Origin of the sequence: Litorivita pollutaquae (assembly GCF_003205515.1) — a bacterium.
Taxonomy (GTDB): domain Bacteria; phylum Pseudomonadota; class Alphaproteobacteria; order Rhodobacterales; family Rhodobacteraceae; genus Litorivita; species Litorivita pollutaquae.
Window position 1 is genome coordinate 1 of sequence record NZ_KZ826497.1, and the last position, 16,219, is coordinate 16,219.

General features: G+C 57.4%; 15 protein-coding genes and 1 pseudogene. 15 read left to right on the top strand and 1 reads right to left on the bottom strand.

Annotated features, from left to right (window positions below):
* From DI396_RS16135 to DI396_RS16185, 11 genes are all read left to right on the top strand, one after another.
* On the top strand, window positions 1-936 hold a 936-nt coding region (locus tag DI396_RS16135; RefSeq protein WP_162617260.1), incomplete at its 5' end, for an AtuA-related protein.
* Window positions 930-1,721: an ABC transporter ATP-binding protein gene (locus tag DI396_RS16140; RefSeq protein WP_110797440.1), complete on the top strand. Its 792-nt coding sequence runs from the start codon at window positions 930-932 to the stop codon at window positions 1,719-1,721. The genes DI396_RS16135 and DI396_RS16140, both read left to right, overlap by 7 nt.
* Window positions 1,718-2,506, top strand: coding sequence for an ABC transporter ATP-binding protein (locus DI396_RS16145; protein WP_110797442.1), 789 nt, complete (start codon window positions 1,718-1,720; stop codon window positions 2,504-2,506). The genes DI396_RS16140 and DI396_RS16145 overlap by 4 nt, the downstream gene beginning before the upstream one ends.
* Window positions 2,506-4,353: an AMP-dependent synthetase/ligase gene (locus tag DI396_RS16150; protein ID WP_204362869.1), complete on the top strand. Its 1,848-nt coding sequence runs from the start codon at window positions 2,506-2,508 to the stop codon at window positions 4,351-4,353. Before DI396_RS16145 ends, DI396_RS16150 begins: the two co-directional genes overlap by 1 nt.
* Before the next feature lie 11 nt (window positions 4,354-4,364).
* Window positions 4,365-5,237, top strand: coding sequence for a branched-chain amino acid ABC transporter permease (locus DI396_RS16155; protein ID WP_110797444.1), 873 nt, complete (start codon window positions 4,365-4,367; stop codon window positions 5,235-5,237).
* Between the two features lie 3 nt (window positions 5,238-5,240).
* Complete coding sequence (locus tag DI396_RS16160; protein WP_110797445.1) at window positions 5,241-6,278, top strand: branched-chain amino acid ABC transporter permease; 1,038 nt, start codon at window positions 5,241-5,243, stop codon at window positions 6,276-6,278.
* Window positions 6,279-6,335: 57 nt separating this feature from the next.
* Window positions 6,336-7,526, top strand: coding sequence for an ABC transporter substrate-binding protein (locus DI396_RS16165; RefSeq protein ID WP_110797447.1), 1,191 nt, complete (start codon window positions 6,336-6,338; stop codon window positions 7,524-7,526).
* Window positions 7,527-7,603: 77 nt separating this feature from the next.
* Window positions 7,604-9,076, top strand: coding sequence for an acetyl-CoA carboxylase biotin carboxylase subunit (locus DI396_RS16170; RefSeq protein ID WP_110797448.1), 1,473 nt, complete (start codon window positions 7,604-7,606; stop codon window positions 9,074-9,076).
* Window positions 9,076-9,585, top strand: coding sequence for an acyl-CoA carboxylase biotin carboxyl carrier protein subunit (locus DI396_RS16175; RefSeq protein WP_235851916.1), 510 nt, complete (start codon window positions 9,076-9,078; stop codon window positions 9,583-9,585). Before DI396_RS16170 ends, DI396_RS16175 begins: the two co-directional genes overlap by 1 nt.
* Window positions 9,585-11,180: an acyl-CoA carboxylase subunit beta gene (locus DI396_RS16180; protein ID WP_110797450.1), complete on the top strand. Its 1,596-nt coding sequence runs from the start codon at window positions 9,585-9,587 to the stop codon at window positions 11,178-11,180. The genes DI396_RS16175 and DI396_RS16180 overlap by 1 nt, the downstream gene beginning before the upstream one ends.
* Before the next feature lie 178 nt (window positions 11,181-11,358).
* The gene (locus tag DI396_RS16185; protein WP_110797456.1) at window positions 11,359-12,144 is read left to right on the top strand and encodes an enoyl-CoA hydratase-related protein; all 786 of its coding nucleotides are present in this window, start codon (window positions 11,359-11,361) and stop codon (window positions 12,142-12,144) included.
* A 294-nt stretch (window positions 12,145-12,438) separates the two neighbouring features.
* Here DI396_RS16185 and DI396_RS16195 read toward each other — a convergent pair.
* Window positions 12,439-13,133 (bottom strand): annotated as a pseudogene (locus DI396_RS16195) (IS6 family transposase).
* Between the two features lie 553 nt (window positions 13,134-13,686).
* On the opposite strand from DI396_RS16195, the gene DI396_RS16975 reads away from it, so the two are divergent.
* From DI396_RS16975 to DI396_RS16220, 4 genes are all read left to right on the top strand, one after another.
* Window positions 13,687-13,872 (top strand): alpha/beta fold hydrolase, encoded by a 186-nt coding sequence (locus DI396_RS16975; protein ID WP_235851917.1) that lies wholly within the window; start codon window positions 13,687-13,689, stop codon window positions 13,870-13,872.
* 103 nt (window positions 13,873-13,975) lie between these two features.
* Complete coding sequence (locus DI396_RS16485; protein ID WP_162617261.1) at window positions 13,976-14,155, top strand: c-type cytochrome; 180 nt, start codon at window positions 13,976-13,978, stop codon at window positions 14,153-14,155.
* Window positions 14,156-14,231: 76 nt separating this feature from the next.
* A complete protein-coding gene (locus DI396_RS16215; RefSeq protein WP_204362870.1) occupies window positions 14,232-15,056 on the top strand; it encodes a DUF305 domain-containing protein in 825 nt (274 codons plus the stop codon).
* A gap of 10 nt (window positions 15,057-15,066) precedes the next feature.
* Complete coding sequence (locus tag DI396_RS16220; RefSeq protein ID WP_204362871.1) at window positions 15,067-15,828, top strand: MauE/DoxX family redox-associated membrane protein; 762 nt, start codon at window positions 15,067-15,069, stop codon at window positions 15,826-15,828.
* Window positions 15,829-16,219: the final 391 nt, after the last annotated feature.

Genomic DNA, 16,219 nt, shown 5'->3' on the forward strand with positions numbered 1-16,219 from the left:
CAGGTGCTGGTCAAAGGCGGCAAAGGCCTCGGGCGCACCGGCAGCTACAAGGTCTCGGCGACCCATGCCGATGGCTGGCGCGCGGTGACCACGCTGACGCTGGCGGCGATTGACGCACCGGCCAAGGCCGAGCGCGTGGCCGATGCGATCCTGACCCGCTGCCGCCGGATTTTCCGCGACAAGAACCTTGGCGATTTCCGGCAGGTCAGCACCGAGGTTCTGGGGGCCGAGGCCGCTTATGGCGCCAACGCCCGCGCCCAAACGCGCGAAGTGGTGCTGAAGATCGGCGCCGCGCATGACGACCGGCGCGCGCTCAATATCTTTGCCGGAGAAATCGCGCCGATGGCCATTTCCACGGCGCAGGGCCTGACCGGGTTCTTTGCCGGACGGCCCAAGGTGCAACCGGTGGTGCGGCTCTTCTCCTTCCTGCAAGATAAATCCGCCACCCCCGTCGCGGTCGAGGTCGACGGCAAGGATGTGCCCGTCACCATTGCGGCCAAGGCTGTCGCACTTGAGGCGCCCGCCGCGCCACAGGCAGAAAGCCGCGATGCTGGTCCCGACGCCGTCAAGGTACGGCTGGTCGATCTGGCCTGGGGCCGCTCGGGCGACAAGGGCGATATCGCCAATATCGGTATTCTGGCCCGCAAGCCGGAGTATTTGCCCTATATCCGATCCGCTCTGACGGAAGAGACAGTGAAAGACTATTTCGCCCATCTGTGCGAGGGCGCGGTCGAACGCTTCGACCTACCCGGAAGCCATTCGCTGAACTTCCTGCTGCATGAATCGCTGGGCGGCGGCGGCATCGCCTCGGTCCGCATCGACCCGCAAGGCAAAGGCTTTGCACAAATGCTGCTCGATATCGAAATCCCCGTGCCCGCCAAAATGGCCGCGCGTGACAAATTGGGTATGACCGAAGGAAGTGGGGCACAATGTTGAATGTCAACAACGTTCAGATTGTCTATGACAATGTGATCGAAGCGGTGCGCGATGCGTCGCTGACGGTAGATGAAGGCCAGATCGTCACCCTGCTGGGATCGAATGGCGCCGGGAAGTCGACGATCCTCAAGGGGATCTCTGGCGTGCTCTATCCTGAGGAAGGCGATATCATCGGTGGCACGATCACCCTTGACGGCGAAAATATGATTGGCCGCAAACCCGACGAAATCGTGCGCAGCGGCGTTGTTCTGGTTCCCGAGGGTCGGCAATTGTTCGAGCCGCTGACGGTCGAAGAAAATCTGATGATGGGCGGTATCACCCGGAACCGTTCTGCGGCGGCGGAGGCTCTGGAGTATGTCTTTAGTGTCTTTCCGCGCGTGAAAGAAAAACGCGGTATGATTGCGGGTTATCTGTCGGGCGGTGAACAGCAGATGGTGGCCATCGGTCGCGCCCTCATGTCCAGACCGCGCCTGTTGATGCTGGACGAACCCAGCCTTGGATTGGCGCCGCAGATCATCGCCGAAATCTTCGAGGCCGTGACGGACCTGTCGAAACAGAGCAATGTTTCTGTTCTGCTGGTAGAGCAGAACGCGGAACTGGCGCTGTCGATCGCAAGCTATGGATATATCATTGAAAACGGCCGGGTCGTGATGGACGGCACGCCTGCGAAACTGATGAACAACGAAGACGTCAAAGAGTTCTATCTGGGGTTTTCGGAATCCGGCAACAGACGCAACATGCGTGATGTCAAACACTACAAGCGACGCAAGAGGTGGCTGTCATGAGCGTATTGTTAGAGGTTGATAAGCTGGTCAAGAAGTTCGGCGGCGTAACGGCTGTCAACAATGTCAGCTTTCCTGTTCTCAAGGGCGAGATCTTTAGTCTGATCGGTCCGAACGGCGCCGGTAAGACCACGATGTTCAATATGATCAGCCGGGTTCTCCCCGCGACCTCGGGGACAATCACACTCGACGGTCAGGACATCACCCGGATTGCCCCGCACAAGATCGCGGCGCTGGGAATGGGGCGCACCTTTCAAAACCTGGCGGTGTTCAAACATGCCAGCGTTGTCGACAACATGCTTGTCGGTCGCCACAGCCACATGAAAACCAGCGTTTTAGGCGGGCTGGCATTTGGCCCGACCACGCGCGCCGCAGAGCGGGCGCACCGCAAACGGGTCGAGGAAATCATCGACTTTCTCGAAATTCAGCATGTGCGCGATGTGCCGGTGGGCGCACTGGCCTACGGGTTGCAAAAACGGGTCGAGCTGGGCCGTGCTTTGGCCACCGAACCTAAACTGCTGCTGCTCGACGAGATGGTGTCGGGGATGAATGCCGAGGAGACCGAGGACATCGCCCGCTTCATCCTTGATCTGAAAGAGGAGCTGGAAATCACTGTCATGATGATCGAGCACGATATGGGGATCGTCACGGATATCTCCGATCATATCGCGGTGATGAATTTCGGCGAGCGGATTGCTTATGGGACGCCGGCGGAAATACGCGCGGATCCGCATGTGATCGAAGCCTATCTTGGGCACAAAATTGAAGAAGATACGGAGGCGGTTTGATGAACGATCTTAGCGAGCGCTTCAAAGCGGGCGATCATACTCTACCGCAGTTGTTGATGCATTGGGCGGATACAATTCCGGATGAACTTGCGGTCCGGGAAAAGGATCTGGGCATCTGGAACCGGGTCACATGGTCCGAATATTTCACCAATGTGCAGTTTTTTGCCCTTGGTCTTCATACCTTGGGATTCGGGCGCGGCGGCCGTCTGGCGATCGCGGGCGAGGATACACCGGAATGGCTATATTCCGACATTGCCGCGCAAGCCTTGGGGGGGATGACCGTCGGGGTCTATCCGACCAATCCCTGGCCGGAACTCGACTACATTCTGCGGCATTCCAAAAGCAGCGTCGTCGTCTGCGGGGATCAGGAGCAAGTCGATAAGGTTCTGGAAGCCGAAGCGAACAACGGTGCGTTTCCGGACCTTAAGATGATCGTATGTGTCGATATGAAGGGGATGCGCGGCTATGACAGAGCCCGTCTGAAATCATTCGACGAAGTTGTTCAAGCCGGACGCGATCATGTATCGCGCCATCCCGAAGACGCGAATTTATTCCGCGACTCGATCCAGGCAACCAAACCCGACGATCCGGCAGTTGTGGTCTATACTTCGGGAACCACCGGCCCGCCGAAAGGTGCGCTGCTTTCACATCGCAACCTGCTTGTGGCGTCGTTCCCGCTGATTGCACAGTTTGATTTGACGCGTGATCGGTATTCGGTGCTCTGCTATCTGCCGCTTTGTCACGTTGCAGAACGGATCTTCTCGACGATCCTCAGCCTGATGATCGGCGGGGAGGTGAATTTTGCCGAATCCATCGACACCGTACAGGTCAATCTGCGTGAAATCGCGCCAAAGGTGTTTCTCGGTGTGCCGCGGATTTGGGAAAAGCTGCAATACAGCGCGTCGATCCGAATTCAGGACGCACGGCCAACCTCAAGGCGGATTTACAACTGGGGTCTTGATCTGGGGCAGACGCATTTCCGCAAAATCGAAGCCGGCGGACAGCTGACCGCGATGGAACGGATCAAGCATTTCGCCGCCAAGATCCTTGTCTTCAACCCGCTGAAACGGTTCATGGGGATCGACAAGGTCCATTGCGGTTTTGTTGGCGGCGCATCCATTTCGCCCGAGGTTGTCCGGTTCTTCCGGGTGATCGGTGTCCCGCTTTATCAGGTTTATGGCATGACCGAGTCGGCCGGTCTGGCGTTCTTTCAAAATGCCGAAAAGGCCACCGTCGGCGCCGCAGGCGTTGCCTCGCCGGGTTTGCAATACAGAATTGCAGAAGATGGCGAGTTGGAAATCAAGCATCCCAGCGTATTTTTGGGCTATCTCGACAATGAAAAGGCAACCAACGAAACCATCATCGATGGATGGTTGCAAACCGGCGATGTGGTTGAGCAACTGGACAATGGCGAGATCACAATCGTCGATCGGAAAAAGTCCATCATCATCACGTCAGGTGGCAAAAACATTACCCCGTCTGAAATCGAGAATGCGCTTAAAGATTCGATCTACATCGCCGAGGCGATCGTGGTCGGAGAGGGGCGTAATTTCCTCGGGGCGCTGTTGCAGATCGACTATGACACGGTTGGCAAGTGGGCTCAGGCCCAAGGCCTCGCCTATACCACGTTCAGCCACCTATCCAGTATGGAACCGGTCAAAGAGCTTATCGCCAAGGAAGTGAACCGGGTGAATGACGCTTTTGCACGGGTCGAGAACATCCGAAAATTCGTGCTTCTCAAAAAAGAGCTCGATCATGACGACGGTGAAATGACCGCCACACAGAAAGTGCGGCGCAACGTCATCGAAACAAAATTCAAATCCGAAATGACGGAAATTTACGGCTAAGGGGAAACAGATTGGACTATTTCATACTGCTCACCGTTTCAGGCATTTCCATCGGCGTGATCTATGGTCTCATCGGGATGGGCTACGCTCTGATATTCAAGGCGACAAGTGTCGTCAATTTCGCCCAAGGCGAAGTCATGATGCTGATTTCTTACATGGCATTTTCCATCGCCAGTTCGTGGTCACTTCCATTCTGGTCCTTGCTGGGCGTCTGTGTCGTGCTTTCCGGTGTCGTCGGCTTATTGATCGAGCGGATATTCATCCGGCCGATGCTGGGCCAGGACGTGTTTTCAACCGTCATGGTCACCATCGGGATGGCGGTGATGATACGTGCTGTGGTCGTTCTGATCTGGGGTGCGGATCCGATGGTTTTGCCGACTGATATCGGCGACAGCGGCGTCGAGTTCGGCATGGTTTTCCTCTATACGGCGCAGATCTATGCCATTGGTTTCCTTGCAGTTTGCGTGTTCGGCATGTGGGCCTTCCTGCGGTTTTCTCGCATGGGGGTTGCCATGCGGGCCACGGCGGCGCGTGAAACCACGGCCTTGCTGATGGGCATCAACGTCACGCGCGTCTATGCGCTGGCTTGGGCCATTGCGGCAGTCATCGCCGGCGTTTCAGGGGTGTTGCTGGGCACGATCTATGGATTGGGTCCGGATATGTGGACGCAGGGTCTGCGGGCTTTCCCGGCCGTTATTCTCGGCGGGCTGGATTCCGTGTTCGGTGCAGCGATCTCAGGCATTCTTATCGGTGTCCTCGAGAATCTGTCCGAAGGTTACATCGGTCATGGTCTCAAAGAGATTTCCGGTTTCCTCGTCATTCTGGTGGTTCTGATGATCCGCCCCTATGGGTTGTTTGGAACGCCCGAAATCGAAAGGGTCTGAGACATGCGTACGGGAGTTATTCAGGAGAGCTATGGGGAGCTGATATCGCTCTTTCGCAATCCGACCCAGACCTATTGGACATGGGCGCTGGTGATCATGTCGCTGGCCGCACCTGTGGTCCTGACCGGTCACGTCACGTCGTTGATCAACGGTATGATGATTGCGGCGATCGGGGTTATCGGGCTGAACCTGCTGACCGGCACCACGGGTTTGATTTCCTTTGGCCAAGCCGGGTTTCTGGCGGTCGGCGGATATACTGCGGCCATCCTCTCAGCTGACTACAGCATGCCGCTGTGGCTGTGCGTGCCCGCAGGCGGGCTGATGGCGGCGGCGTTCGGATTGCTGGTTGGCATCCCGTCGCTGCGATTGAAGGGTTTGTATCTGGCCATTACGACCTTGGCCTTTACCATCATCATCACCCATCTCATCCTGAGCGCCGAAAGCATCACGCATGGCTCGTCTGGTATATCCACGGCCAAGCCCGCGATCTTCGGGATGGAGTTGGCGACAGACAAATCGTTCTACTATCTGGTGCTGGCGGTCTTGGTCCTTGCAATTTTGGGATCGGCAAACATCAAACGCAGTCGCGTCGGCCGCGCTTTTCTGGCGATCCGGGAACAGGATATCGCCGCCCGTGCGATGGGTGTCCCGGTGGCGCGATACAAGCTTTACGCTTTTGTCGTCAGCTCGTTTTACGCCGGCATCGCCGGCGCGCTGATGGCCTATCAAATCCGTTTCGTAAACGTGGACAGCTTTAGTTTGGTCATTTCGATCGAAGCTGTGTCCATGATTATTGTCGGCGGGCTTGGCTCCACTGCGGGGGCTGTCATTGGCGTGGTCTTCGTGCTGGGGCTGGCCGAGATACTTAACTACGTGTTCAGCTCGATGGGCGGTGCGATGGGGTCGATTTCGGCGCTGGAACTCAAAGGGTTCATCTATGGTCTGACCATCGTTCTATTCCTGCGTTTTGAGCCGGATGGCTTGATGGGGATATACCGCGAATACAAGAACCGCTGGGTCAACTGGCCATTCAGATACTGATTCAAACGGGCAACAAAAACGGTCCATAACAACGGACCACAATAGGGAGAAGCAATAATGAACTGGTTTTTGAAAGGGGCGCTTTCGGCCGCCCTTCTAACGGTCGGAAGCGTCAGTGCCACGGCAGAACCTGGTGTTACCGACGATATGATCGTACTGGGTGCCGTTGACCCGTTGACCGGCCCACCCAGCCTGCTGGGCAAGGCGCACTCGCTGTCGCTGAAAGTCTGGCAGGAGGATGTGAATGCGCGCGGCGGCATTAACGGTCGGAAGGTCAAAATCGTTTTCGAAGATGACGGCTATGTCCCCTCACGCTCGCTTCAGAGTCTCAAGAAAATGGTCGATGTCGATGACATTTTCGGGCTGATCGGAACATCCGGCAGTTCGCAACTGGCGGCCATGATGCCTCTGATCGACGAAATTGGTCTCCCGTCGATCAACAGCATGGCGGTGAATTCTCGCCATTTCAATCCACCGCTCAATTCACTCTTTGTTGTCGGGCCGACCTATTGTCAGGAAATCGCCGCCGGGATGACCTATCTCGTCGAAGAGCTTGGCCTAAAAGATGAAAAATACGCAATTGCATTTCAGGATGACGAGTTTGGCGACGATGTGCGCTGTGGCTACCTTCAAGGCGTTGAAAAATACGGTTTGAACAATGTTCTGGAACTGGAATTCAAGCGCGGCCAGAAAGATTTTTCTGCCGAGATGCTGAAAGCGCGTGCAGCTGGCGTGACCGTTTTGATCTCGGGCGGTGTCGTGGCAGAACATTCCACCTTGTTGAAAGAAGCTGCCAAGAACCGGATGAAGATCACGTTTCTCGGGGCGCATTCCGCTCACCTGACGCCGGTTCAGGCGTTGGCGGGCAGCGCTGGCGATGGCTTTTATGCCGCTGACTATGTGCCGGCGCTGAACTCTCTCGAGGTGACCGGCGTTGCGAAGTTCATGGAACTGGCCAACACCTACCTCAGCGAGAGCGAAGTCAAGTCGCTGAACCGGTATGCGCTGTCGGGCTTCGCCGGAGCGTCGATGTTCGAGCATGCGATGACCCAATGCGGTGAGGACCTGACGCGCACCTGCGTGATTGAGAAGCTGCAAAACCTGAACGGGTTTGAAACCGATGGCCTTTTGGGCCCGGTTACCTTTGGCGAAGGCGTGCGCCACGCACCGACCGCCGTGATGGTTCTGCAGTCCAATGCCAAGGACAGCACTTTCTCAATCGTATCCGAGCGTATGGAAGTCGACTGATCCGCGAACACCGTAAAAATATCCTTCCCCGCAAACATGTGGGGAAGGACGGGAAAAGAAAAGGATGACTGCAGGATATGAGTATTTCCAAACTTCTGGTCGCCAACCGGGGCGAGATCGCGGCCCGCGTTCTGCGTACCGCCCGCGTCAAAGGTATTAAAACCGCCGTGCTGCGGCATCCCAGCGAAGTGGATTCCCCCGCCCATCTGATCGCCGACGAAGTTGTGACGATTGATGGCCCCACACCCGTGGCCGCCTATCTCGACATTGCGCAGATTGTCGATGTGGCACAGAGGATCGGCGCGGATGCGGTGCATCCCGGTTATGGCTTTTTGTCGGAAAATGCGGCCTTCGTCGCCGCATTGGAAGAGGCGGGCGTCACGTTTGTCGGCCCCACATCCGAGGTCATCGACCTGATGGGTGACAAAATCCGCGCTCGCGCCTTTGTCGAAGAGCGCGGCTTTCCGGTGGCCCCTTCGGCCATCGAAGATGACGATCCCGCGACGTTTGTCGAACGCGCCCGCGCGGTTGGCTACCCGCTGCTGATCAAACCCTCGGCGGGCGGCGGCGGCAAGGGGATGCGCGTCGTGCGCGAGGACAGCACCTTGGAAACCGAGATCGAAACCGCGCGCCGCGAGGGTGAGCGTTATTTCGGCGACGGGCGACTTTTCGTCGAATGCTATATCGAACGTCCGCGCCACATCGAAGTGCAGGTGATGGGCGACGGGCAGGGCAACGTCGTGCATTTCTGGGAGCGCGAATGCTCGATCCAGCGCCGGTTCCAGAAGATCATCGAAGAAACACCCTCTCCGGCATTGTCAGAGGCGCAACGTCTGGACATCTGCGAAACCGCCGCTGGAATCGCCCGCGCCGTCAACTATCGTGGGGCTGGCACGGTTGAATTCATTTATGCCCAAGACGGGTCGTTCTATTTCCTTGAGATGAACACCCGTCTTCAGGTCGAACATCCGGTGACCGAAATGGTGACGGGCTTTGATCTGGTGGCCGAACAGCTGCGCATCGCGGCGGGCGAGGGGTTGAGCGCGGCGCAGGCCGATATTCCGCAAAACGGTCATTCGATCGAACTGCGTATTTGTGCCGAAGACGCCACCGCCGATTTCCGCCCTGCGATCGGGGATATCTTGTTGTTGGACGAGCCACGCGGCGAAGGCGTGCGTGTCGACAGCGGCATTCTGGACGGCGGCAAGGTCACGACCGATTTCGACCCGATGCTGTCCAAATTGATCGTGCATGGTCGCGATCGGGCCGAAGCCATCGCCCGCGCGCGCCGCGCCGCACAGGATTATGTCATCTTGGGGGTGACGACCAATCTGGCCTATCTCGACGCGATCCTTGACCATCCGAAATTCCGGTCCGGCGATGTTTCGACCGGATTTTTGGCCGAGGAGGCAACGGATCTGACGCAAGATTGGGATCCCGCCAACACCGATATTCTGGCTGCGGCCACCGTGCTTTCGGATGCGCGCCTTGTGAAAGCGCTGGAAAACGTGCCCGAAATATACCGACTTATGGGGAGCTGGAGAAACTGATGCGCCGTATTTTGGAAGTTGACGGGGAAGACGTTCCGGTTTGGCTGGCTTCAACGCGAGAAGGCCATGTCCTGCATATGGGGGAACGCGAAATCCCCTGTTCCCTTGAACAGGCTGCCGGCAAGGGTGCCTATACGTTGGAACTGTCGGAAACCCGTATCCCGATGCGCATTGCCGTGAGCGAGAGCGCAACATTTATCCACTTTAATGGGCGTGCCTATGAGATTGGCCGGACCGATCCCGCCGAGGCTCTGGACAAGGCAGGGAGCGGCGCATCGCGCGACCAGATGCTAGCCCCCATGCCCGGCGTCGTTGTGTCGGTCTCGGTGGCCCCCGGCGACGCGGTGAAAGAGGGTGACGCGCTGCTCGTGATTGAAAGCATGAAGCTGGAAACCACGCTCAAAGCGCCGCGCGACGGACTTGTTGCCGAGGTGCCCTTTGCCGCCGGTGACAGTTTCGGCGGCAAAGATGTCTTGCTGCGTCTGGAACCGCAGGAGGAGACAGAATAATGAGACGGATGGAAACCCAAATTCGCCCGGACACGACCGAGTTCAAAGAGGCTTCGGCCCAGATGCAAGAGGTCGTCAACCGGTTCCACGAGGTGCAGGACAAGGCGCGTCATGAGCGTCCCCAGCGGGATCTCGACCGGTTGAAGCGGCAGAACAAAATGTTGGCACGGCAGCGGCTGGAGCTGCTGCTGGATCCCGGAACGCCATTTCTGGAATTTTCAAGCCTTGCTGCGAACGACCTTTATGATGGGCAGGCCCCCGGCGCCAACATCATCACCGGCGTCGGCGTGATTGCCGGACGCGAGGTTGTCATCCACGCTGACGACAGTACCAACAAGGGTGGCGCATGGTATCCCATGTCCGTACCGAAAATCGTGCGCGCGCTTGAGTTTGCTTTGGAGAATGAACTGCCGGTGGTGCATATCTGCGATAGCGCCGGTGGCTATCTTGAAGAAATGTCGGGGGTTTTCGCACCGGGCGGGCGGGTGTTCCGCAATCAATGCATCCTGTCGAAAAAAGGTATCCCGCAGGTCGCCATCGTCTGCGGCCATTGTACGGCGGGTGGGGCCTATGTGCCGGCTCTGTGCGAGCACACCATCATCGTACGCGACACTGGCGCTATTTTCCTGGGCGGGCCGCCGTTGGTCAAGGCGGCCACCGGCGAAGAAGTCTCGGTCAACGACCTTGGCGGCGCCGACATGCACACGTCGGTCTCGGGCACGGGCGATTACCCCGTCGATTCCGAAGAGGCCGGTATCGCAATGGCGCGTGAAATCGTCGGCACCTTCCCGCGCAGATCGCGTGCCTTTGATTGGACCACCCCCGAAGATCCCTATTACGATCCCAGGGAAATCTACGGCATTGTGCCGACCGATTATCGGGTCCGGTTTGACATGCGCGAAGTCATTGCGCGCATCGTCGATGGGTCACGGTTTCACGAGTATCAGCCGAATTTCGGGACCACGCTTGTGACGGGCTATGCCCGCATCTGGGGCTGCAAAGTCGGCATTATTGGCAACAACGGGGTGCTGTTTAACGACAGCTCGCTCAAGGCGGCGCATTTCATTCAGCTTTGCAACCAGACCAAAACGCCGCTGATCTTCCTTCAAAATACCACCGGTTACATGATCGGCCGGGAATATGAGGAACGCGGCATTACCAAGGACGGTGCCAAGATGCTGATGGCGCAAGCCGGCTCTGAAGTGCCCAAACTGACGGTGTTGACCTCGGGCGCGTTTGGCGCCGGATACTATGGTATGTGCGGCCGCGCGTGGGATCCCCGCCTTATAATGTCCTGGCCCAACGCGCAGATGGGCGTGATGGGGCCGGAACAGGCCGCGCGGACGCTCGGGGACGTCAAGCTGGCGCAGATGCGCCGCGAGGATCCCGATCTGAGCGAGGAGTCGGTTCTGGAACTGCGCAACCGTGTGCGTGCCAAGGCTGAAAACGAAACCTCGGCTTATTGGTTTACATCGCGGCTTTATGACGATGGGATCATCGATCCGCTGGATACACGTAACATGCTTGGGATTGCATTGGCTTGCGCGGCCGGTGTCGCGCCGAATGCGCCGCACTACGGCGTCTTCAGAATGTAGGGAGCCGGCCAAGACGGTCACACTGAAAACCGGCTCAAGACCTTCCACGCCTTTGGCTGACCTCTGGATGGTCAAAGGTCAGGTAAGGGGCCGTGCAGGGGTCTTTGGCGGTTTTGAAGTATGTGGTGTTGGCGGAGAAGATTACGCGACGAAAGTTACATCAAAAATGGAGGAAGATATGTCTGACAAGAATGTGCTGCTGGAGATCAAGGACCGGACTGCCACGATCACCATCAACAATGCTGAAAAGCGCAACCCGTTGAACGTGCCGACCGTAGAGGAACTCATCGAAGCCTTTGAGACGGCGCAGGAAAACGACGACGTGCTGGTCATTGTTCTGACCGGAGCAGGGGACCGCGCATTTTGCGCCGGCGGAGACCTCAAGGCCGGCAAGGATGGCGGGCCGTTCACCGGAGACATCTCGCAGCCGGGGCATTTCGTCGTTCGCCTGTTCACCTTGATGGAAAATTGTAACAAGCCAATTATCGGCCGGATCAATGGCCATGCCATGGGCGGCGGGTCGGGGCTTGTCTGCGCCTGCGATATTGCCGTCATGTCCAACACGGCCAAGATTGCCACCCCCGAGGTCAAAATCGGCCTGTTTCCGATGATGATCATGCCACAGATGATGCGGGTCATACCGCGCCGGCGTTTGCTGGAAATGTACATCACCGGCGAGGCCTGGAGCGCCGAGCAGGCTCTGGAATATGGCATCGTCAACTATGTGACCGAACCCGATGCGCTTGACGCGAAGGTGGAAGAATTGACCAGCTTGATTACGGCGCGTTCGCCCTCGGCGGTGCGGCTCGGCAAGTATTCCTATCATGCCATGCAGGACATGACGATCGAGCAACAGTTCCGCTTTGCTGAAACGATGCTGCCGCGGATTGCACAGACCGAAGATGCGCGCGAGGGCTTTTCCGCCTTCATTGAAAAACGCACACCCGAGTGGACCGGCCGCTGAACCGGCGGGAAGGAGATAATTTTGTCTGCGTGAAGCCGGCGCCTCTGGTTTTTGGGCGATACGCCCCACGTGGTCGGCCCATTGGTGTCCAAAGGCGAAATCGACGATCTGGTGCTCGATTGTCTGACCGGGGTGACGGCGTCGCTGTTGGCACGCGCGGGCCAAGACCGCCGGATGCGGGCTAAGCGCCGTGGCGCTTGGCCCCTTTATGCACGTGCTTGGCTGGACCTACGACGACTGGGATAGGCTTTGTCAGGTTATTTTATCGGAATGCGTGGAACACCCGCATTCCCGTCATGCGGTCATTTCAGCTGCATGCTCGTTCCACAGGCTGAACGCCTCGTCCCGGGAGTGGTGATAGGATATTGCGGAGCGCTGACGGCGGTTTGGACGGAACAAGGTTGCGGTCCGATCGTTAACAGACCGAAGTCGCTGCACTTGGCACGGAGATTTGAAACGATCCATGATCTTTTCTCGCCGTCTTATGTGTCGATGCGAGGCTTCTGATCGGTTGTTCAATCCCTTGTGCGCGCGGTGCTCGACGCTTGGGTGAAGATTCCAGATTGCTGCGCAGTTTGTCGGACACGATAACGCGCGGCATGCCCCACTGCCGCATCAGTTTCCGGAGAAAACGCTTGGAAGCGGCAGCATTTCCGTACCCTGAGACCAAGATCACCAGCTCTTCGCTGTTCGCTTCTGCCGCTCGCCAAAGCCAGTGCGTGGGCCCCGGGCTGAGGTCATCACCTCGTCGAGGTGCCATTTGACGGCTGGGGCCAGACGGTCGCGACGGATGCTGGCGGCGACCTACGTTCCGAAGCGTTGGCACCAAACACGGACGCTTTCGTAGGAGACGATCTCGCCTCTCTCGGCAAGCAGATGCTCGACATCGCGCAGGCGTACGCCCAGACGGCATAGGAGATGACGGAACGGGGGAACCGAAAGTCCCTCAGGCGAGGCTGAGAAACTTTTCGATCATGTGTGGTCGCTATGTATGAACTCAGGCAACGCCCACAACCTGACAACGCCACACGCGCGCAAGCCACCACATCGCCGTGGAAACGGCTCGGCGGAAATCCGTAACCGCCTGTGGACCGCCGAGGTGATCGACCAGCATGTTCGCTGCCATAGAGGCTAGCCTTGTTTCCGAACGCCGCAAAGAGGCTGGGCGCGATGCCGGTCGCCTCAGTCAGGTCGGCAACGGACACACCGTTTCATCCATGTTGGCGGAACAGCCGCATGGCGGTCTGAATGGCCTTATCACGGTCAAAGCTGCGGGGGCCGGAGGGCCGGCGAGTCGCCTTTTTATCCATAGAAATCACTACAGATAAGGATGACACCATGACCAAAATTCCCTTCCTCACGGTTTCCGGCTTTGGCTCAGTTCACGGCGCGCCCAGCCTGCCGTAGGGATTAGCCGACACCTTCGAAAGTTGCAGGGTGCGTGCTGGCGAGATTGACCTTCACGCCCTCATTGGCGGCGCAGGTCCGCCCCTGCTTCTGCTAGGGGGATGGCCGCAGTACCGGTACATATGGCGCAATGCGATGGTGCCGCTGGCCCGGCAGTTCACTGTGATCGTCCCCGATCCACGCAGTCTCGACATCTCCGACAAGCCTGATGGCGGCTACGACACAGGCTCCATGGGGCGCGACCTCTTCGACCTGATGTCGGGCCTCGGTCATGAACGTTTCGAAATGGTCGGCTACGATCGCGGGATGCGAACCGGCTAAGCTTGAAGGTCAGCCAGACTGACGCAGCTGCGGCGCTGATGGGCACGGTCGTGCACCACCCCATGACGCCACGGGTCACACGTGGCATCACAGCGAAGACATTATGTTCCGAATAACGCGGGATGGGACGGCCGCAGTTGTCGGCGGTGGCTATGAAAGCAACATGCCGGGCTTTGGCGGTGCTCTGGAAGATGCGCAAATCCACGCCATACTCGAATACATTAAACCCACATCGCCGGACCGCGAACGCGCCTATCAAGAGGAGAGCAGCGGAAAGAAGTAATCGGGAAATATCAGGTTCAAGGGAACCCTCCATCGCTGGAAGGTTGTTTTACCTTCAAACAGAATAGGAGGTGCCGATGGCTTATTCCCGCTTTTTCCTGATGATCGCCGTTTCTACGGTGCTTATGTTAGGATTGATGTATCTCAATACCTATCTGATCGGCCATGTCTTCTGGTCAGAGACACGCGCTTACATGGCGGTTGTCATGGGATCGGTCATGGCCTTTGTCATGTTGGCGTTCATGCTGGGCATGTACAATAACCGCGCATTGAATATCGCCATTTTTTCCGGATCGCTCGTGGTCTTTGCTGGGGCGCTCTGGCTGGTGCGTAGCCAGGTAACCGTGCAAGACCGCGCTTACATGCGGGCAATGATTCCGCACCATTCGATTGCGATCATGACCTCCTCCCGCGCGGAAATCACCGATCCGCGGGTACGCACCATGGCGGATGACATCATTTTTGCGCAGGATAAGGAGATTGCCGAAATGCGTTACTTGATTGCGGACATCTCGGCAAATGGCGAAGCTGCTGCAACGGCGATATCACCAGAAGCAGAGTTGAAGACCGCACAAGAGGCATTAGCCAGCGAAGTCGTCGGCAAAGTCGATCCGGAATTCCTGTCGGAGGGAGACATCGCTCAGGTCTTTGCGGATGGAACGGCGTGCAGCTTCGCATATTCAGAAACCAGCCCGCCGGTTCTTGTGTCCAACAACGACGCCGCTCTTATCAAGATCAGCGGCGACCTCGTGCGCCTCGACGCCGGAGAGGACCGCTTTGCAGCAGAACCGATTACTGTCGAGGTCCGCGATGCAGATAACAACGATCTTTTTGATCTGGTCATAAGCGCAGGCCCGAACTACGCGGCCGGTTTCCGTGGCCACTACAATTGCACAAATTGACGGAGTACACATGCCACAGAATGCTAACAAAACCGCCACGCTCTATCGAATGGTGATGCCGGATCATACCTGCCCCTACGGCCTGAAATCCAAGGACCTGCTGGAGCGCAATGGTTATGAAGTCGATGACCACCATCTTAGGACCAAGGAAGAGACAGAGGCCTTTAAACGCAAGCACGATGTCGACACGACACCGCAAACTTTTATTGAAGGAAACCGTGTCGGGGGACATGATGATTTGCGCATCTTTCTTGGTATCGACCCACCCAAGGAAGCGCAAAGCGGCACCTCCTACCGGCCTGTCATTGCAATCTTTACTGTCTGTGCGCTGTTGGCGCTTGGTCTGGCGTGGCATCAATATGCGACCATTCTGACCTGGCAGAGTTTTCAGTGGTTTATCTCGCTTTCGATGACGGTGCTGGCCATACAGAAGCTTCAGGATGTCGAGCAGTTTTCGACTATGTTCCTGAACTATGACCTGCTGGCGAAACGTTGGGTGCCTTACGGCAAAATCTATCCCTATGGCGAGGCACTTGCCGGTATCCTGATGACCGCAGGCATTCTAACGTGGGTCTCTGCGCCCGTTGCTCTTTTCATTGGGACCATCGGCGCGGTCAGCGTGTTTAAGGCCGTCTATATCGATAAGCGGGAGTTAAAGTGTGCCTGCGTGGGAGGGGATTCCGAGGTGCCGCTTGGGTTCATCTCGCTAACCGAAAACGTGATGATGATCTTTATGGGGCTTTGGATGGGCCTGCGCCTACTTGGTTTATGAGGGACACAACGAGGACGGTTCGGCAAGGAAATTCACCGTTGGGACCACTCTCAGCGATTTTCCGAAGTAACAAGGTAAGTCTCTCGGAGTGATCACAGAAATGATCAGCGAAACCTGAGGTGGGATCGATCTATGAAGTGGTCCTTCTTTTTAGGACAGTTTTGCGGCTCAGCTAAGATGTAATCGGGTTGGTGTCATGCCGCCTTTTGGGTTCGTTCCGTGTCGAAGAATGCGTCGTCTGGGGATCGCTTGTCGAGGGCTGTGTGGACCTGTCGCGGTTTGATGCCGCTCCTTTGATAGCATTTACTGCAACAAAGGAGACTGACTATGGGATTGAAACGGACGGACGAATTCCGCCAGGATGCGGTGCGTATCGCGCTGACCAGTGGGC